Genomic DNA, 19,929 nt, shown 5'->3' on the forward strand with positions numbered 1-19,929 from the left:
TTCTCCTGGCGCCCCACCTGCGCCTCGCGGTGCGGAGGCAGGCCTGCAAGATGCGTTTCGAGCATAACACTTGCAAATTACCAAAAATACACGAATTGTCACGCGCACGGGGCCTAGGCGAGCGCGGGCAGCCCCCGCAGCAGCTTGTCCAGGGTCAGCGGATAGTCGCGCACTCTCACCCCCGTGGCGTTGTAGACGGCATTGGCGATGGCCGCTGCCACGCCGCAGATGCCCAGCTCGCCCACACCCTTGGCTTTCATGGGCGATGACATGGGGTCCGTTTCATCGAGAAAAATGACGTCCTGATGCGCAATGTCGGCGTGCACGGGCACTTCGTAGCCGGCCAGGTCGTGGTTGACGAAAAAGCCGCGGCGCTTGTCGACCACGAGTTCTTCCATCAGGGCCGCGCCCACGCCCATGGTCATGGCGCCGATCACCTGGCTGCGCGCCGCTTTCGGGTTCAGGATGCGGCCGGCCGCGCACACGGCCAGCATGCGCCGCACGCGCACTTCACCCGTGTCGCCGTCCACGCCTACCTCGACGAAATGCGCGCCAAACGTCGATTGCTGGAATTTTTTGTCCAGGTCGCCATATTCCATATGGTCTTCGGCGACGATGTCGCCGTTCGCCGCCGCCTGCGCCAATGGCACGCTGCGTTCGCCCTGGCTCACTTGCCCATCGGAAAAACGCGCTTCGTTCTGATCGAAACCCAGCTTGCCGGCGATGGCCTGGCGCAGGCGCACGCAAGCGGCATACACGCCCGCCGTGGAACTGTTGCCGCCCCACTGCCCGCCCGAACCGGCCGAGACGGGAAAGTCCGAGTCGCCCAGGCGCACGACGACACGGCTCAAGGTCACGCCCAGCATTTCCGCCGCCGTCTGGGCGATGATGGTATAGCTGCCCGTGCCGATGTCCGTCATATCCGTTTCCACGGTGACGATGCCGTTGCCATCGAGGCGCACGCGGGCGGCGGACTGCATGACGAGGTTGTTGCGCAAGGCAGCCGCCACGCCCATGCCCACCAGCCAGCGGCCGTCGCGCCGCATGCCGGGCCGGCTTTGCCGCTCTTTCCAGCCAAATTCCACGGCGCCCGTGCGCAGGCAGTCGATCAGGCGGCGCTGGGAAAACGGTCTGCTAGGCTTTTCCGGGTCCACTTTCGTGTCGTTCAGGATGCGCAAGACGATAGGGTCCAGGTTCAGCTTTTCCGCCAGCTCGTCCATGGCGATTTCCAGCGCCATCAGGCCCGGTGCCTCGCCCGGCGCGCGCATGGCGTTGCCTTCCGGCAAATCGAGCACGGCCAGGCGCATGGCCGTCATGCGGTTTGGTCCCGCGTACAGCAAGCGCGTCTGCATTACGGCCGTTTCCGGCTGCCCGCCTTTGAGGTCGCCCGACCACGACTCATGGCCGATGGCCGTGATCTTGCCATCGCGCGTGGCGCCGATGCGCAGGCGGGAGATGGTGGCGGGCCGGTGCGTGGTGTTGTTGAACATCAGGGGCCGCGTCAGCGCGACCTTGACGGGGCGCTGCGCCGCGCGCGCGCCCAGGGCCGCCAGCAAGGCTTCCGCGCGCACGAACAGCTTGCCGCCGAAGCCGCCGCCGATATACGGCGAGACGATGCGCACCTTGTCCTTCGACAGCCCCAGGGTGCGGGCCAGGTCGCCCCGGGCCCAGTCCACCATCTGGTTCGCCGTCCACAGCGTCAAGGTATCGCCCTCCCAGGCGGCAATCGAGGCGTGCGGCTCCATCATGGCGTGCGACTGGTCAGGCGTGGTATAGCTGGCGTCGAGGCGCACGGGAGCATTCGCATACGCGCTGGAGAAATTGCCCGTCTTGCTGTCGGGCTTGCCACCCTTCGGCTTGCTCGCCGTACTCTTCGCCTTGGCCAAGTCGAAAACGCCCTGCTGCTCGGCATACTTCACGTCGAGCAACTGCGCGGCCGAGCGCGCCTGTTCGAAGGTTTCCGCCACTACCAGCGCGATGGCCTGGTGATAATGTTCAATGTCCGGCCCGCCCAGCAGATTGGCCGTATTCATTTTTCCCTTGCCCAGTTTGCCCGCCGATTGCGCCGTGACCACGGCCAGCACGCCCGGCGCCCGGCGCGCCGCGCTGGTATCAAGCGAGGCGATGCGGCCTTTGGCAATCGCCGCGCCGACGACGTAACCGTAGGCGGCGTGCGGCGCGGCCTTGTTCTGTTCATATGCGTACAGCGCCGTGCCCGTGGTTTTCAGAGGGCCATCGATGCGGTCCGTGGGACGGCCAACGACTTTCAGCTGGTCGATGGGATTGGTGGTCGCAGGTGTCGTAAATTTCATGGCCCTAGCCTTTCTGGTCGGGTGCTTGCGCCATCACGGCGGCTATCGTGCGCTGCGCCAGGGTCAGCTTGAAGCCGTTGTCGGCGGTGGGATGGGCACCGGCCAGCAGCCGTTCGCTCACGGCGGCCGCGCCATCGGGCATCGCCTGCTCGGCGCCAGCCACTCGCCACGGCTGCGGCGCGACGCCGCCCAGGGCCAGCCGGCCCGTGCCGTTGGGCAAGATAATCGCCGCGACGGACACCAGCGCAAACGCGTACGAAGCGCGGTCGCGCACCTTGCGATAGACGTGCGTGCCGCCAACGGGCGGGGGCAAGGTCACGCTGGTGATCAGTTCGCCCGGCTGCAGCACGGTTTCCAGTTGCGGCGTGTTGCCCGGCAAGCGGTAAAAGTCGGCAATGGGGATCGTGCGCGTGTTGCCGTCGGCCCGCACCGTGTCGATGCCGGCGTCGAGCACGCGCATGGCCACGGCCATGTCGCTGGGGTGCGTGGCGATGCAGGCCTCGCTGCCACCCACAATCGCCAGCGGCCGGCTGAAGCCGGCGATGGCGGAACAGCCGCTGCCCGGCACGCGCTTGTTGCAGGCCTGGTGCGTGTCATAGAAATACGCGCAGCGCGTGCGCTGCAGCAGGTTGCCCGCCGTCGTCGCCTTGTTGCGCAATTGTGCCGAAGCGCCGGCCAGCAAGGCGCGCGACAATACGCCATAATCGCGGCGCACCGTGGCGTGGGCCGCCAGCGCCGTGTTGCGCACCACGGCGCCGATGCGCAAGCCGCCGTCTGCCGTCGTCTCCACTGTATCGAGCGCGAGGCCATTCACGTCGATCAAATGCGCGGGCGTTTCGATTTCCAGTTTCATCAGGTCGAGCAGATTCGTGCCGCCCGCGATGAAGCGCGCGCCCGGCGTATGCAAGGCGGCGGCCGCCGCTTCGGCCGGTGTGGCCGCCTTCTGGTAGCTGAACACTCTCATGCCGGCCTCCCCGCCACTTCGGAAATCGCCTCGATGATGTTCGAATACGCGCCGCAGCGGCACAGATTGCCGCTCATGCGTTCGCGCAATTCTTCCGGCGTCACCGACGGCGGTGCGTTCAAGTCCGCGCTGACGTGGCTGGGGATGCCCTGGCGTATTTCTGCCAGCGCAGCCACCGCCGAGCAGATCTGCCCCGGCGTGCAGTAGCCGCATTGAAAGCCGTCGTGCGCGATGAAGGCGGCCTGCATCGGGTGCAGCTTGTCGGGCGTACCCAGTCCCTCGATAGTGGTGACCCTGGCGCCGTCATGCATCACGGCCAGGGTCAGGCAGGCATTGATGCGCTGGCCGTCGAGCATGACGGTGCAGGCGCCGCACTGGCCGTGGTCGCAACCCTTCTTGGTGCCCGTCAGCTGTAAATGTTCGCGCAAGGCGTCGAGCAAGCTGGTGCGCGTGTCGAGTTCCAGGCTGTGGCGCTGGCCGTTGACTTCCAGGCTGACTTTCATCAGGACGGGCGGCGGAGAAGCACTGGCCTGGGTGGCCGTATTCACCGCTTCCGCCGCTCCTGCCACACTGGGCACGGCCACGGCCGTGGCCGACAGCGCGCCGGCGATCAGCAAACCGCGCCTGCCGGCATTGATGTGATTACACTCTGTCATCTCGCGCTTCCTCCTGGCTGTGGACTGGCTCAGTGGGCGCATGCAGGCCCGAAGTGCCAGTCTGGCGACAGGAATGTTACGCGTCTGTACGCGAACGTACCTTCAGCCTCAGACTGCGCCGGGGCGTGCCGGCGCCGCCCAGCGCCGCATGGCCCGTGTGGCGCGCGCAATGGTCGAGCGCCTGGCGCAAGGCCGTATCGACATTGCGCAGCGACATGTCGTGCCGCTCGGCCACCTCCTGGCGGGTCAGCTCATCCACGCGCAGCGCTTCGAGCACTTGCTGGTGGCGCCGCGGCAGCAACGCGACGGCCTGCGCCAGCTGGCGCACATCGGCATGCAGTTCGGCCAGGCGTTCCGGCCCCGCCGCCGTATCGGCCAGGATATCAACGAGGACGGCGGCACCGTCCTCGTCGCCTTCGCCCGCATACAGCCAGGCGCGGTTGCGGCGCAGGCTGTCCGTGGCCGCATTGCAGGCCACGCGGAACACATAGGCGACGGGGCTGTGCGCCAGCGCAGCCCCGCCCCATGCCGTCCACGCGCCCAGGCGCAGCCAGGCGTCGTGCAGGCTGTCGCTGGCCAGTTCGGCGCAACCGAGGTGGCGCGTCAGGCGCCGGTGCAAGCCCGCATAATTGCTTTCCAGTACCGCTTGCAGCTGGGCGCCCTGCCCTGGCGCTGGCGCGGACAGGGGCGCCACGTCATTGGCCGCCTGCAAACGGGGCCGGATGGCGGGCCGGTACCACTGCATGCCCACCATGCGCAAGGGATCAACCGTACTCGCCAAGCGGGCCATCATGGCGACAACCTGCTGCGCTCTTGCGCCGTCAACTGGCGCGTGGCCGATTCCGGCAGCGGGCCCAGGCCCAGCACGCGCACGGCGCTGCGCGGGTTGTAATCGGCCGCCTCGATGCGTGCGCCGTCGGCCGGGGTGGCTTGCGCGCTGTCGGGCGGCGCGTCGCTGCCAAAACCCAGCACGCGCACCGTAAACACCGAGGGCTGCGCCGAACGGGTGGCGGCGCGTTCGCGCTGCACCACCTCCTGCGCCGCCGCCGTGGCCTGCGTGGCGGCAGCGCTGGCGTTGGTCATGGCAGCCACGTTGACGGACGCCACCGTCGGCATGCCCTTCGCCTCGCCCTTGACCTGGATATTCGCCGCGTTCATCACCGTCAGCGCGGCCAGGTTGACGTTGCCCGAGACGCGGATGCCCGCTTCGCCCGCGTCGATGGTGCCCAGCGGCGCCAGCAAGTCCACGTCGCCGGCCGGCACTTCGGCAATCGGCGCCAGGGTGGCGATGCCGGCGCCCGTGCTCGGCACGTCGGACGACAGGGTCACGTTGCCCCAGTTGTCATACACGCGCTTGGGTGGCGTGTAGACGATGGTGGACTTCGAACCGCGCCCCGCGTTGATGTCGCCCTGCGACGACCAGCCGAGGATATCGCCGCCAAACGTCGTCATGACGCGGCTCTGGCCCAGCAGGATGCTGCCGTGCGAGAACAGCTCGATATTGCCACCGCCCTTGGTGATGACGCCCGAAGTCGACGGCGGCGCCTCGCCCTCGATGCCGAACACCTGCTTGCCACCCGGCGTCAGCAGCGCGATATCGCCGCCGAAGTTGGTGTGCACGTAGCCGCTGCGGGGAACGATGCGGTCGTTTCTTCCCGAGCTCGGGTTGTAGAGACCAAACGTGCCGCGGTACATGACGATGTCGCCCGCATAGGCAATTGCCTTGCCGCTGGCGTCGGTGGCCGGCGCCAGGCCCGCGATGGCGTTGCGGCTGCGCAAAAAGCTGCCATGGCGCGAACTGTCCTGGTCGTTGTACTCGCGCCCGCCCGCCTTCAGTTCCGCGAAATACACGTCGCGGGCAAACACGCGCTGCTGCGGCTCGGGCAAGGCCAGATAGAAGGCTTGCGCTTCGGCGGGCGTGCCCTTGAAGCCGTAGCGCTCGACTAGCCAGGTCACCAATTCGTTTTCGTAGGATTTCACCACCTTGCCGGCCTGCCCGGCCAGCGGCACGCCCGACTTTGCCACGTTGGCCGGGTCCAGGTAGGGCTTGACGAAGCGCAGGTAATCAAGGCCGGCCGCGCCCACGCCTGCCTGCATGGCGATGCTGGCGCCCGGGCGCTTGTCTCCCTGCACGACAGGGCCCAGGCTGACGACGCTGCCCTTGTCCTGCATCAATATATTACGCCCGGCGCTGATGTCGAGCGTGCCAGGGCCGGCCACGTTGAAGGAGCTGCTGAGGATATCGCGCCCGGCCGAGACCAGCGATACGTCGTAGGCGTTGTTGTGCACGAACAGGTTGCTGCTGTTGTTGAACATCATGCCGCTCTCGCTGCCGTCCACGCCTTCCAGCAGCGCCGTGCCGCTGCTGACGATGTCGCGGCCCGCCTTCATCCAGACCGGTTGCGCACCCTCATACCAGGTGATGCCTGCATGCTTGGCGTCGTAGAACTCGACGATGCGACCGACGTTGACGCCGAGCAAATCGCCCTTGACGGCATAGATACGGGCCGCCTGCGTGCCGCTGTTGCCAGGGCCGGCGGCCGAATCGGGACCGAAGGCGAACAGCGGGTATACGCCTTCCCTCGCCGGCGCCCCCGTGCTGGACAGATTGCTGGCCAGGGGACCAGTCGACCACGAATTCGGGGTCAGGGCGAGATAGGCGGGCTTGAACGGCGTCGCCATGCTGTCCGCTGCCGCGCCAGATTGGCCGATGGTAAAACCGCCAGCATAGATGGAATCACCGGCCAGCCACTGCAGTTGAGCATTCGGCGAAGGCGCCAGCAGCAATGGTGCGGCATAGCTGTTGGCAGCATTGCTGTTCACTATCGCCTTGCCGTAGTACAGGCTGCCATGCGCGGCGGCAACGCGCACGATGGAGGGGTAGATGGTGGCGAAGTCGGTTTCCGTGCCGATCGACGCCGTCAATGGCGTCAGATTACCGCCGGCGGAGAACAGGTCGAGCGCCGTGTGCGGCGTCCACAGGCTGAACCAGCTGTTGCCGATACCCAGTTCGCCAGATGGCGCAAGCGCCGAGGTCGGGTTGACCATCAGTACGCGGCCCGGGTCGGCCACATCTTGCAGCACCTGGTCGCCCAGGGTGGCTACGCTGAACGTGGCGTCGCCAGGCACCAGGGTCATGCCGCCCTGCGGCGTGGCGCGCGTGGCCGTAAAGGCATCGTAGGCGCGTGTTTCTTTGGGCGCGTGATCGGTACTTTGTGTGCCATATTGCAGCTTCAGGCTGCCCAGCTGTGCGGCCGACGTTTCCACATGGCCGCGCAAGTCGACCAGGGCGCCATTCATGTGGCCAGCATACGGCATGCCTGCAGGGTTGATGGCGCCGCCCACGCGCAGGTCCAGGTCGCCGCCACCCGTCAACAGCATGCTGCCATCGGCATTCACGCGGCCCGTACTGCCCACGGCCAGCAGCAAGCCCTGCGAACGGGTATTGATATTGCCGTCATAACTGCTGCCCTGCGCCAACGCCAGCGCGCCGGCGTCGCCCGCCACGTCGGCGCGCAGATTGCCGCCACCCAGGGTACCGAAACCCGTAAAGCCCAGGACGTCGTCGGCGAGGGTGCTGCGGCCCACATAGGTGCCGAAATTGACCCACCAGGCCACCGGCTGTGCCAGGCCACCGATGGCGAGACCACCGCTGCCCTGGCGCCACAGCCAGTTGCCCACCGCCGTGCTGTCGTAGCCCGCGTCCGCCGTAACGGGACGCAAATTGGTCGCGGCACTGCGGCCCAGTAGCGAACCGCTCAGGTCACCGTCGACCTTCAGCAGCAGGTTGCCGCCCTGGTCGGGGTACCAGGCGCGGTAGATGCTGCCGGCACCGCCATCGACCAGGTGTTCATGCTCGCCGTCTGGATTATTCAATACCTTGCCGTCGGCATTGCGCGCCCGTGCCTGGTTGAACGGGTCGCCGGGCAACGTCGCCGTAGACGACATGCCGGCCGTGTACACGCCATACAGGCTGTCCATGTGCAAGTCGCCGCCGCTGACCAGGTCCAGGTCGCCCGTGCCCGTGCGCAACACGCTGTAGCGCAAGCTGGACGCCTTGTAGTCAAACGTGGGACTGGAGGTGCCGCACCAGGTGGGATTTTCCTCGCACATGGTCGGCCAGCCCAGTCCGTCAAGGTCGACCACATCGCCCGCCTTCACGCTGGGGTCGGCAAATTCTTCCGCGCCGGCCCTGGTCCACACATAGGCCACCTTCAGCACGCACATGGTCGCGTCGCCGGCGCAGAAATCCGCGATATTGGTACCGAACTGGCTGAGGAATTCGTCGGTGATGATTTCACCGGCCACGATGCCCTCGATGCCCAGATCCGCAGCGGCCTGGCTCCAGTACTGCACGCCCTTCGGCGGCACCAGCACGCCATACATGCCGTAGTGGCTGTCGGCCAGGCGTAGCGTGCCGTGCGCGGGATGCGCCTGCACGCCGCGCGTGTCGGCCGCATCGAGGTCGGCGCCGGCCACCAGGCGCATGCCCCACGCCTGCGAGCCCTCGGCCAGCATGGGCGCGATGGCCCACAGCTTGCCCTGGCTGCCCGCCACTTCCGGACGCAACTGGATGGACGCCACGCCGGCCATCAGCTTGACCTCGGTGCCGGACGGGATCAATGAGCCCACGGCCAGCGCCAGGTTGCCATTGAGTGCGAACACCGAGAGTTCGCCCGCCACGCCGGGCAGCGGCAAGCCCTTGGGCCAGGTCATGGCGCTCACTTTCACCGTTTGCTTGAGCACGCTGCCTGCGTCAAGGCGCATGCCGGCGTCCAGGGTTTGCGCCGTGGCCAGCAGGCTGCCGGCCGCATGGACGATATTGCCAGCGCCGTCGCGCACGGCGGCCGCCAGCACCGTGCCGGCCGGCAAGGTCGTGGCCTGGTCCAGGGTCACTGCCACGGGCAGTCGGGTATTGGCGACCAGATTGAAGCCCTTGAGGGGCAAATCGTAGTTGAGCACGGCGCCGCCCGGGAACAGCGTGCCATCGGCCACGGTCACGCCCTTGCCCGGCACGATGATGTCGCTGCCGTTGATATCGCGTCCCGGCAGCAAGATCCAGCCTTTGTCATCCTTGGTGGCCGGTGGTGGCGCGAAGCCGTCATTGATGCTGCCGTAGATGCTCAGGTCGCCGCCAGCGCGCAGCAGCAGGCTGCCCACCTCGCCCGAGCCGCGCGCATTTGTTACTTGAAAGCGCGGATTCAGGCTGGCGTAGCGCATGCCTGACAAGTCCAGGTCGCCCTGCACCACCAGGTCGCCGTCCGGCGTCTTGCTGACGATATCGACGCCGGGACGCAAATGCAATGCATCAGCATACGCGGCCGTGTTCAAGCCCGCCAGCTTACCGTTGCGCAAGTTCGTGTTGGCCAGCGCCGCATCGATGAAGGCCGTGCTGTCCGCATGCTTGCTGTCAAGATAGGCCTGGTTGACCACCTGGTACGGGCGGCCGCTGGCCGACAGGTCCGTGGCGTAAGCCGCGTCGTCATAGCGCTGCATGGCGTTGACGGCGATCGATTTCGCCCCGCGCACGGTAAAACCGCCGCCGGCCGCGATGGCGATGTCGCCAAAGGTGGCCGCATCTGCGTCCGTGCGGGCGCCGCCGCTGCCCAGGCGCGGCGCGCTCAGTTCCAGCGTGCCGCGCGCGGCGCCGTCGTATTCGCCCTTGCCCTTGCCAGCCACGGCCGCCGTGCCGTGGCGCAGGTCGATCTGCGCGCCGCCGGCCAGATCCAAGGTGCCCTGGCCCGCGTTCAATTCCACCATGGCCCGGTTCGGGCTGTCGATGATCTTGCCATAGCTGTCGACGCGCAAGAGCGTGCCATGCGCGTCGAGCACGGCGTTGCCGGCCAAAGTCAGGCCATGCTTGCCGGCCAGGCGGATGCTGCCCACGCGCTCGCCGCTGGCGTCGATCACGCCAGCGACGGCCAGGCGGCCATTGTCGACGGCCACCTGTACTTCGCCGGCCTTGATTTCGTTACCTATCGTCAAGTCGCCCTGTTTCAGCTGGAAGCTGCGCCCGCCCGTCATGCCGCCTTCCGTCAGGCGCGTGTTCAGCGACGCGAACTGGCTATCCAGCGTGCCGCCCGCGCCCAGCGTTTGCGCGCGCACGTCCACGCTGCCCTTCTTGTATGGCACCACGGTACCGCCCGCGTCGTAGCCGCCGCTGGCGCCACCGAGGATCTTGCCCTGCAAGTCCACCATGCCGGCCGCGCCGTCCAGCGCCACGGCCTTCAGGCTGCCGGCACGGTTATTCTCGGCCGACAGGTCGATCACGGCGCCGCTAGCTGTGCCGATATCGCCGGCGCGGCTGTCCAGGGTCACGTCGCCGCCCCAGCTGTATTTGTCCACGTCGAAGAAGGTGGACTTGCGGCCCGCCATGTCGATGCGCGCGCCGTCGGCCAGGCTGATGTCGTGCTGCGCGCTGATCGTCAACTTGCCGCTTGGCAACACCACGGCCGTCGCCACGCTCACGCTGTCGCCGTTCAGCGCCAGTTGCGCGCCCAGCGCTGCGTTATTCTTGACGGGAGCCGCTGGCGCCGCGCCGGCCGGCGCCGCGACCTTCAGCGCGCCACCGGCCGTATAGCTGTGCGCGGAACCGGCGTCGCCCGTCAGCAGCGGCGTGCTGATAGTGAGGTTGCCGCCGCTGTGCTGGTAGCCCTTGCCCGTTTCATAGGCGCCCTGCGCCTGGTAGACGGACAGGCTGCCCTTGTGGTTGGCCGTGACCTGGCCCGACGCTTTCAGGTTGACGTTGGCAAAACCCAGCGCCAGGCGGTCGAACGAGGCGACGCCGGCCGGCTGCGTGAACGGGCCGAAGCCGAAATCGATGCGCTCCGCTTCCAGATTCAGGGTACCGCTGCCCGTGCCGGCGCCGTGCGTAATCACATTGCCGGCCGGCGACAGGGCGCCGCCCCAGATCAGGTTGGCCGTGCGGATGGTGGCCACCGTGCCGGCCTCGCCCTGGCCATACATGGCGGGCGTGGTCAGCACCAGGCGTTCCAGCGTCGATTTGCCGCTGGTCTTGTCGTAGGTATCGAGCACCACGTCGCCGTAGAAATTGACGCTGTCGGCCGCGCTCAGCATCAGCGCCTGCAGCGCCGGTGCGCCCGTGCTGGTATCGCCGCGCAGCAGGCGGTCCAGCACGCCCTGGTTCATGGCCAGGCCGCTGGAACGCGTGCCGCTGGCCTGGGCCGCCGCCAGCGCCTCGCTGCTGCCCATGTTGATGGCGCCCACGGACAGGCTCAGGTTGCGCGTGCCGTAGCGCGCCGTGTCGTCCAGCGCAAAGCTGCCGTTGGTCGACAGCAGCAAGGTGCCTTCCGAGTACAGGCTCGCTGTACTGGTGCCGGCGCAAGCGTCATCGCACGCGCCGATGCGGATGCCGCCGAGCGCCGTGCCGCTGACCGGTGCCACATTGAGCAAGCCGTTCGAAGCGGCCACCATGTGCACGTCCGCGCGGCCCTTCTTGTAGATGAAACCATCGTTGGCGTCATACGCGGCCTTGCCGCGCCCCAGGGTGCTGATGCCGGCGCCGGCGGCGATATCGATCAACCCTATGCCCAATTCGTAATTGCCAGGATCCTGGGCAACCAGGAATACTTCGGGTGCCGACAGCACGGCTCCCGGTCGCAGGTAGATGGCGCGCGCCGAACTGGCGCCGAAGCTCACGTAGTTGCCGCCCTGGCCATATTCCACCCACGGGACATTGCCCACCAGGATACGCGCCGCGCCGAGATTATTCAGGCTCGAAGCGCGTATGCTGACCTGCCCCGCGCCAACGGTGGCCGGCGCGCCGTCGGCGAGGATTTCGATGTCGCCAGCGGAGCTATCGTTCGACATCAGCACCACGGTGCCGCCGTAGCCGCCCTCGGCCGCGGCGAACTTGCCGGTGCCCTGGAACTGGAATGTATCCACGCCACCACCGGGCACCATTTTCAGCTTGAGCGTTTTCGCATCGGACGGCAGCAGCGCGCGGGGAATGCCCCGCGTTTGCGCATCGGCCAGGGCGAAGGCGGCATAGCCCGTTTCATTGTACTGGGAGTAGGTGCGCAAGACCTTGGCCGGCGTGAGTATCAGCTGGCTGGCCAGCGGCGCGCGGATGTCCGTGCCGGCGATCGACAGGGTGCCGGGCGCGGCCCAGGAACCGTTGCGCAGCTGCTGCGCCAGCGTGCCTGCGCTGCCCTGGCCCGCCAGGCCGTTCAGTTCCACGCGGAAGGCGCCCGGCAGCAAGGCATAGGTCGAGGGCATCAGCGTGTAGGTACCGGCGGGCAAGCCCGGCACGCCATTACCTATCGTCACCTGCCGGCCCACGGCCGCATCGGACGCCACCTTGTCTCCGCCCGAAGGCGATTGCGGCGCCTGCACGCCCGGCACGATGGCGTACACAGGGTTGGTCGCCAGGCCCGGCAAGACAAAACCACCGTTCGCGCCCACCTGCACCAGCGGATGATAGCGCGCGTCGGTGGAGCCGCCGCGGCCGGCGATGAAGCCGGCGCCCGTCAGTTCGCCGCCGCCGGACAGGTCGAGCAGCGCGCCCGGCTGCACGTTCACGGCCACGCCAGCCATTTCCACGCCGACGCGCAGGCCGCCCTGCGCATTGACGCCGCCCACGCCCATGAAGGCCGCCGGCTTGCCGTCCACATTCCAGTTCAGGCCATCGACGGTGCCGCCATACGGCATGACCAGGCCGGTACCGCTGACGGAGGTGATACTGTTGGCCAGCAGATTGACCGTCAGGCTCTTGTCATTGTCATAGCCGGCCGCGCCGATCGACAGGCGACCCAGCGGTGCGCGCACCACGCCACCCTGCTCGATATGCGCAGCGCCCAACTCCAGCGAGCCGAAGGCGGAATACGGCATCGCCGGCACGCTGTCGGTCGTGCGTGCAATGTTCAGGCGGTGCGCGGGATCGTAGCCAAACTTACCGTCGATCAAGCCATAACCGGCGCGCACGGCGGCGCCGGCGCCCGTTTCCGGATACAGCTGGGCCGCACTGAGTGTCATGTCGCCTTGCGTGGACAGCACCGTCGTCGGCTGGTTGCCATCCCAGCCCAGCGGCGACAGCAGGAAACGCAGGTCGCCGCGACTGCTCAGGCGCACGTCGTCGGCCAGGATGGAGACCATACCGCGCACATCGATCAAGTCGCCTGCCATGCTGATCTGGCTGGCGACCGGCGATGCTCCCGCGCTGCCTGGCGTCGTATAGAAATCGCGGCCAACGGGCTTGATGCTGGCCAGGCGCACATACGGCGCCGCGATGCTGACCTTCGCGCCAGGCTTGCTGCCAGGCGACAGCATAGGCGCACCGTACAGCTGGAAGCTTTGCTGCATCTTCAGCGACACGTCGCCATCGAAGCTTGCCGCGCCAAGCAGGGCCAGGTTGGCGAAACCGCCCGCGTCCACCTGCTCCACGGAGAGGCGGCCATGGCCATACTGCAGCACTGTCTCCCCATCCTGCGCAGTCACATCAGCGGCAAGGTCGCTGGCGACCTGCTGCTGCGTCAACTTCAACTGGCGTCCCTGCAGCACCCTGGCCTGCGCCAGCTCCTTGCGGTATTCGGGCGTGCCCGTGGCCACGGACAGGGTGCCGCCCGCCGCGCCCGCGCCGCCCGCCCTGGCCAGCAGCTGGCCATCGAGGTACAAGCCATTGTTCGACGCCAGCGCGATGCTGCCGCCCGCGCTGGTCACGTCGACCGCCGCGCCGTTCACACCGTTCACATCCAGCACGGCGTGCGCGCCCGAAGCGTCGAGCACGGCGCCGTCGCGCACGACGACAAACAGGCTGGCCGCAGATGTGCTGCCCTGTGCGTGGTCGATCTCGCCGCCGACGACAATGCTGCCGCCGTCAAGCACCTTGCCGTAGCGCCGGCCCTGCACGTCCGTGGCCGTGACGGCGCGCGACGCCACGTCCAGCACGGCATTCTCGCCTATCCAGATGGAACGGCCATGGCCGGCTGCCTCCACCGCCTCGGAGACCGGCGTATCGACGGCCACGCCACCGAGGCTGATCTTGCCGCCCCAGGCATTCAGGCGCCCTTCCACCGTCAGCTGGCCCACGCTGGACAGCTTGATGGCCTGGCCAGCATCGACATTCACCACGGCATTCTTGCCCACCAGCAGTTCGGCGATGGCCATATCGGCCGTGCCGGACTGCACATCGCCCACCTGCAAGGCCAGGCTGGCACCCTTGCGCTGCGTCAAGGTGCCCTTCAATGCGTTTTGCGTGTATTGCTCTGGCGTCCACAGGGCCAATTTTTCATTGTCCACCACGCGCAGCACGGGCATGCGCACATCGACCTGCGTGCCGTCCGCTACCGTCAAGGCCTGCTTGCCGAGCAGGCTGTAACTGGAAAAACCCTTGTCGAAGAAGTCGCCGCCCAGCTGCAGGGTACCTTTCTGTGCGGTATCGGCTGGGCCGACCAGTATCTTGTTCGCCTGCAATTCCAGCTTGCCGCCGCCTGCCACACCATGGCCGCGCACTTGCGCGCCCTCGCCCAGCAGCAAATCGGCCTTGGCGCCATAACTGGCCAGGGTCACATTGCCACCCTTGCCGCCCTGCTGTTTCGCCTGCGACAGGATGGCTGCGCCCGAGCTGACGTCGATCAGGCTGCCATTGCCGATGCGCACGTCGCCAACCGCGCGCAGGGACACGCTGCCACCATTAATATATGGCAAGCCGGCGGCGGCCAACGGGTCGCGCAGCACATTGGCCAGCAAGCCGCTGGTGTCCAGGGGCACGCCATCGGCCAGCACCAGTTTGCCTGCGGGTCCGCCCGGAATGACGAAGGTATCGAGCATGCCCAGCGCGCCGATCTGGTTCAGCACATTGCCAGCCATGATGCTGCCGCCATGACTGCGCAGGCTGGCGTTCAGCGCCAGGTCCGTGCCAAACAGGGTGATATTGCCGCCGTCGGCCACCTGCAGCGCGCTGTCTACCGTGATCGATCCTTTCGCCGCGATGCGGATGGCGCCAAGCTGTTGTTCGTTCAGCAAGGTCGTATCGAGCAGCAGCTTGCCCTGGCGCTCAGATGCCAGCGCGCCTGCCACGTCGAGGCCGGCGGCGATGCCGTCCTGCACGCGCGTCAGGCCCACCTCGTCCATGACGGCCGACAGCACATGCTGCAGCACGCCCGTGCGCTTGTCGAACATCGGCTGATACTGGCCGACGATCAGCTGACCCCGCTGCGCGGCCGCCAGCTGCGACTGCTGGTAGCCGTCGAGCAGGGCCTGCGGCGCCTGCGTCTGGCGCTCGCCCTGGAAGACCTCGCCCGCGATGCCGCCTTCCAGTACGGCCGACCCGGTGGCGATGACCAGCTTGCCCGCGTCGCGGCCCGCCGTGTAGCCGTTTTCCAGGCGCTGTTGCGCGGCGATCAATGGATTGGCGTAGAACGCGCTGGCATCCTTGCCCCAGCGCGCGTGTTCTTCCTCGTAACCCTTGTACACGCCCGCATACGCCAGGTCGGCCGGCGCGCTGCCCGCCTCATACAGCTTGCCGTCCGCGCCTTTCAGCCAGGTCTGGCGGAGCAGGCCCGTCTGCACGTCCAGGGTGCCGCCCGACAGGTTGATGCCGGAACCGGCCTGCGTGACGACATCCTTGCCGCCGAAGCTGACCGTGCCGCCCTGCGCCATCCACTCGCTGACGGAGTGACCCTGCGTGCCCAGGTAGCCGGCCACTTCCAGCAAGCCGCCCGCCGTGTACCAGCGGTCGCTGTCATAGCCATTCGTGCCCTTCGGTACGAATACCAGCTTGCGGCGGTCGACCCAGATATTGTTGTTGATCAAGGCCTTGCCGTCGCGGTTGACGGGCGCATCGCGCTGCTCGTTGCCCTGCACATTGATGTCGACATTGTTCGCCGCCATCGCCACCTTGACGCCGACGGCGCCGGAGACGTCGAGCTGGGCGCCGTCGCGCACGAGGCTGCGGCTGGCCGCATTGACGGCGATCTGACCGCCCGTGGCCAGGGTCAGGGAATCGCCCATGAATTCCACCGTGCCGGCGCTGCCGATCTCGATGCGCGACTGGTCGCGACGATCGTTCACGGCGAGGATATTTTCCGTCGACGTCACGACCGGACTGCGCATGGCGTCGCGCTGGCTGTCGAGCGCCGTGGTCTTGCCGTCGTCCTCGACCAGGATGGCCGTGGTGGCGCCGCGTCCCATGGTGACAGCCGCATCGCTGCCCAGCGCGTTCAGGTGGATCGTGCCGCGCGTGGCCGTCGTGGTGCTGGCAAGCAGCACGCCGTCCTGGCGCACGTCGCGCCCGGCCAGGGTGATATCGCCTTCGCGCGCCTGGATCAGGCCCGTGTTGACGACCTTGCCCGCCGTGCTGGCGGCCGCGAACTGCGGCGTGACTTCGCTGCCGCGCGTGCTCGACAGCGGGTTGCCGTCCGTGCCCACGCCTTTTTTAATGCTGAAACTGTCGCCGGCGGCCAGCAGGGCCTGGCCCTTGGGCGTATTGATCTCGCCCGCATTGTGGACTTCCTTGCCCAGCAGCATCACATAGCCGCCGCCTTCCGTGCTGCCCTTGGGCGCATTGCTGGCGATGCGCGCACCCGCCTGCACCTGCACCTTGCCAGCCGCATCGGTGAACGTCGTGGCGCCGGCCGTGCCGGGGCTGTAGATGCCATCCTTCTTGAATTGCGCGTCGCCGATGCGCGCCGCAGCCGCCACCAGGCTGCGCGTATCGACCTGGCTCGTGCCCGTAAACACGATGCCGTTGCGGTTGACCAGCAGCAGCGTGCCATCGGCCTTGATCTGGCCCTGGATCTGGCTGGGACGCGCTTGCGGATCGTTGACACGGTTCAGCACGGCCCAATCCTTCTGCTGCTGGAAGGTCAATCTCGTGTCCTTGCCCACGTTAAACGTTTCCCAATTCAGGATGGCCTTGTCCGCCGTCTGCTGCACCACCACGGCCGTCTTGCCGTTCGCGACTGTCTGCACGGGCGCCTGGGCATTGAGCCAGCCGGCCGTCAGGCTGTTGGTGTCGACCTGCAAGCCGCCTTGCACGAGACCATTCGGCACGCTGGCGCCGCCGGCCGCCGCCTGGCGCGCCTGCGCCTGGGCCGCTTGCTGCGCAGCGATGGCGCGCGCGGCCAGGTTCAGGTTGTTGAGCGAGCGCTGCAACTGCTGATTAGCCTGCTGTTGCTGACCATCGGGCCGGCTGCCCAGCGGCAGCGGCTGGCCATTCGGCAGGCGGCCCGAGCTGGCAGCCGTATTTTGCACCGCGCCCTTGGCCGCGAACCAGCCGCCGCTGAACGCCTGCTGCGCGCGCGCCGGCGTGGTGAAAGCGCCTGCCATCAGCATGGTGGTCAGTGCGTAAGCGAGCGGCGTGAGCCGCAAGCGGCTGCCCAGCGTGGAGGACCGCTGCGCGCCCGTGTCAATGTTTGGGACTGGGCGCTGGGCAGTGTGAAGCTTGGTCATGGCAATGGTTTCCTGGCTAGAGAGTAGGGAACGGAGCCTGGCGGTGGCGCAGGCGTCCATGCCTCCATGACGTAGCTCGATGCCGGAAGGGATAATGTTTTTGAAAAATATTTTTAAATAAGCCTGCCAAAGGGAAACACGGGATCAGCTGAGCAGCACGATGCCGCCTGGCAAACTGGTCATTTGCGCGCCGTACAGGTCGCGTATCATCGCCAGCGCGCCATCGGTTTGCCCGATGGAAAAACGCATGCGCACCAGGCGCCGGCCCAGCTCGGCATTGCGCAGTACCACCCGGCCGGGCCGGTAGCGGTTGATTTCATCGACCACGTCGGCCAGCGGCTTGCCGACAAACGACAGCGCACCCGTGCGCCATGCACTGGCCTCACCCTTTGGTGCGGCCGTGGCCGCCTGCACGCCCCGCTCGTCGTACACCAGTTGCTGCCCGGCATCGAGGGTCTGGCGCCGCTGCTGCCAGACGACTTCCACGGCGCCCGCCAGGCAGGTGACGCAGACGGCGGCGTCCGTGTGGCGCACATTGAAGCGGGCCGACTGCGCCAGCATGCGCCCCGCCCCCGCCAGCACCGACACGGGCTGGCGCGCGCCGCTGGCGAGGATTTCCGCCTCGCCACCCAGCAGTTCGATCGACTCGGGGGCGCGCACATTGATGCGCGTCTGCGTATTCATTTGCACTGACATCTGCTGCGACAGGGCCACTTGCCGCTGCTCCCCCGTGCCCGTGCGGAAGTCGGCGCTCAGCTCCTGCAGCGACGGCCAGGCGCCCAGCGGCGGGCGCAAGGCCAGCACGGCCACGCCGGCCGCCAGCGCGCCACCGAGGAAAGCACGGCGTCCGGGGCGCGCCGGGAACGCCAGCACGTTTTTCCCCTGCGGCGCAGCGGCGGCGCGGGTCAAGGCGGGGTCGAGCGCCTGCCATACTTGTTGAAGCTCGCGCCAGGCGCGCGCATGGTCGGGGCTGCGCGCGCACCAGGCGCGCAAGGCGTCGGCGTCGGCCCGCGTAAAATCGTCGGCACGCAGCCGCGCCCACCAGGCAGCGGCTTGCTGGCCGATGGCAGTGTCGGTATGTACTAGAGGGTCGCGTGGATCGCGGTCAGGAGCAGTCATCAGATTCATCAATATTTACGGCGGCCCGACACATCGCTGCGCTGGGCGGCATCGGCGTCGGCCATGCACGTTTTACAGTGTTGCATGGCGGCCTGCAATTCTTTTTTCACCATCGCCACGGAAATGCCGAAGCGTTCGGCAATGTCCGCATTGAGCATGCCATCGATGCGCGCCGCCGTCAGGATGGCGCGGCGGCGTGGCGACAGGCCGGCCAGCGCCGCGTCGAGCGCCTGCACATCGAGCCGCGCCGCGACGATGCGGGCCGGGTCGCTGATGTCGTCGCCGGCCTCATCGGCCATGTGCATCAGCTCTTCGCGTTCGCGCTCGGTGACGATGATGCGGTCGCGGCGGTAGGCATCGGTGGCGATATTTGCCGCCATGCGCAGCAGATAGGCGTCGGGATTGTGGACGGGCGCGGCGGCGGGGCCGGGCGCCACCATCGCTTCGAGGCGCAGCCAGGTTTCCTGCAGCGCATCGGCCGCATTGTGCTTGCAGCCGACCACCCTTTCGAGGCGCCAGCGCAGCACGGCGTAGCGCGAACTGAGGTGGCGTTTCAGCTTGGTGCGCAGGTCGGGCATGCTCATGGCGCGTTTCTACCCGGCGCGCTGGCGGCGCAATCGACTTCGCTGCCCGGCCCTTGCGGCAGCAGCAGGATGGAGACGGGCTGCGGCATCGACGGCGAGGGTCCCGCGCCCACTCGCATGCCCAGCACCAGGCGCGCGATGGCCGTGTCGCGCGCGCGCAGTCCCGTGCTGTCGAGCAGGTGCACGCGGTCCACCACGCCGGCGCGGTTCAGATACAGCTGCAGCGCTAGGCGGTAGCCGCCGGGACGCGTCTGCGCCGCGCGGCACAACAGTCCCAGCAGCACATGCTGCAGCCGGCTCACATAGGCCGCATGGTCGCCGCCGCCCTGCGTGGCGCCGGGAATATCGGCGGCGGCCACCACGGCGGGCTGCGGCAAGTCCGCAGAACCTGCAGCGGCGCTGGCCGGGGCATACACGATGACGGCTTGCGCGTCGGACAGCCGCGATTGCAAGCCCGTGCCTTCCAGCAAGGCTTGCAGGGCCGCGCCTGCCGCATACGCGCCGCGCACGGCGGCCGACTGGCGCTGCGCATGGCGCTGGTCCATCAGTACGGCGATGCCCGTGCGGCGGCTGTACTGGTCGAGCGCATCGCCAAGATTTTGCGCGGCGATATCGAACTGCAGCACGGGGCCTTCGGCCGGTTGCGCCCGCACGGGCCCCACCGCGGTCAGGAAACCCAGCAGTACCAGGTATCCCGCCAGCGCAAGCACATGCACGGATGCCGGGCTGCCTGTCATATCGCTATCGTGTCGCTATCGTGTGAGGGTGGAACTGCGTGGAAACGGGGCCTTGCCAAGTAACAATTCTTGCGTCAACTGCAATAGCCTACACAGCAAACATGACGGCTTCGTGACATGCTTGTCATGCATAAATTTCGCCATGCG

General features: G+C 67.5%; 8 protein-coding genes. All 8 read right to left on the minus strand.

Annotated elements, in window-relative coordinates; genetic code table 11:
* Positions 1-113: 113 nt before the first annotated feature.
* The 8 genes from paoC to CLU93_RS26535 all read right to left on the minus strand — a co-directional run bounded on the left by paoC (position 114) and on the right by CLU93_RS26535 (position 19,782).
* A complete protein-coding gene (paoC, locus tag CLU93_RS26500) occupies positions 114-2,312 on the minus strand; it encodes an aldehyde oxidoreductase molybdenum-binding subunit PaoC (protein WP_099764052.1) in 2,199 nt (732 codons plus the stop codon).
* Positions 2,313-2,316: 4 nt separating this feature from the next.
* Positions 2,317-3,276 carry an FAD binding domain-containing protein gene (locus CLU93_RS26505; RefSeq protein ID WP_099764053.1) on the minus strand — a complete coding sequence of 320 codons (960 nt, stop codon included), beginning with the start codon at positions 3,274-3,276 and terminating at the stop codon, positions 2,317-2,319.
* Positions 3,273-3,932 carry an aldehyde dehydrogenase iron-sulfur subunit PaoA gene (gene paoA, locus CLU93_RS26510; RefSeq protein WP_099764054.1) on the minus strand — a complete coding sequence of 220 codons (660 nt, stop codon included), beginning with the start codon at positions 3,930-3,932 and terminating at the stop codon, positions 3,273-3,275. Before paoA ends, CLU93_RS26505 begins: the two co-directional genes overlap by 4 nt.
* A 76-nt stretch (positions 3,933-4,008) precedes the next feature.
* Complete coding sequence (locus CLU93_RS26515) at positions 4,009-4,725, minus strand: RNA polymerase sigma factor (RefSeq protein WP_099764055.1); 717 nt, start codon at positions 4,723-4,725, stop codon at positions 4,009-4,011.
* Positions 4,722-17,342 carry a filamentous haemagglutinin family protein gene (locus CLU93_RS26520; RefSeq protein WP_099764056.1) on the minus strand — a complete coding sequence of 4,207 codons (12,621 nt, stop codon included), beginning with the start codon at positions 17,340-17,342 and terminating at the stop codon, positions 4,722-4,724. Before CLU93_RS26520 ends, CLU93_RS26515 begins: the two co-directional genes overlap by 4 nt.
* 144 nt (positions 17,343-17,486) lie before the next feature.
* Positions 17,487-18,461 carry a FecR family protein gene (locus CLU93_RS26525; RefSeq protein ID WP_218968364.1) on the minus strand — a complete coding sequence of 325 codons (975 nt, stop codon included), beginning with the start codon at positions 18,459-18,461 and terminating at the stop codon, positions 17,487-17,489.
* Positions 18,462-18,469: 8 nt separating this feature from the next.
* Positions 18,470-19,045: an RNA polymerase sigma factor gene (locus CLU93_RS26530; RefSeq protein ID WP_099764058.1), complete on the minus strand. Its 576-nt coding sequence runs from the start codon at positions 19,043-19,045 to the stop codon at positions 18,470-18,472.
* The gene (locus CLU93_RS26535; RefSeq protein ID WP_099764059.1) at positions 19,042-19,782 is read right to left on the minus strand and encodes a hypothetical protein; all 741 of its coding nucleotides are present in this window, start codon (positions 19,780-19,782) and stop codon (positions 19,042-19,044) included. Before CLU93_RS26535 ends, CLU93_RS26530 begins: the two co-directional genes overlap by 4 nt.
* Between the last annotated feature and the right edge of the window lie 147 nt (positions 19,783-19,929).

The organism is Janthinobacterium sp. 35, from assembly GCF_002754575.1.
Lineage (GTDB): Bacteria > Pseudomonadota > Gammaproteobacteria > Burkholderiales > Burkholderiaceae_D > Janthinobacterium > Janthinobacterium tructae.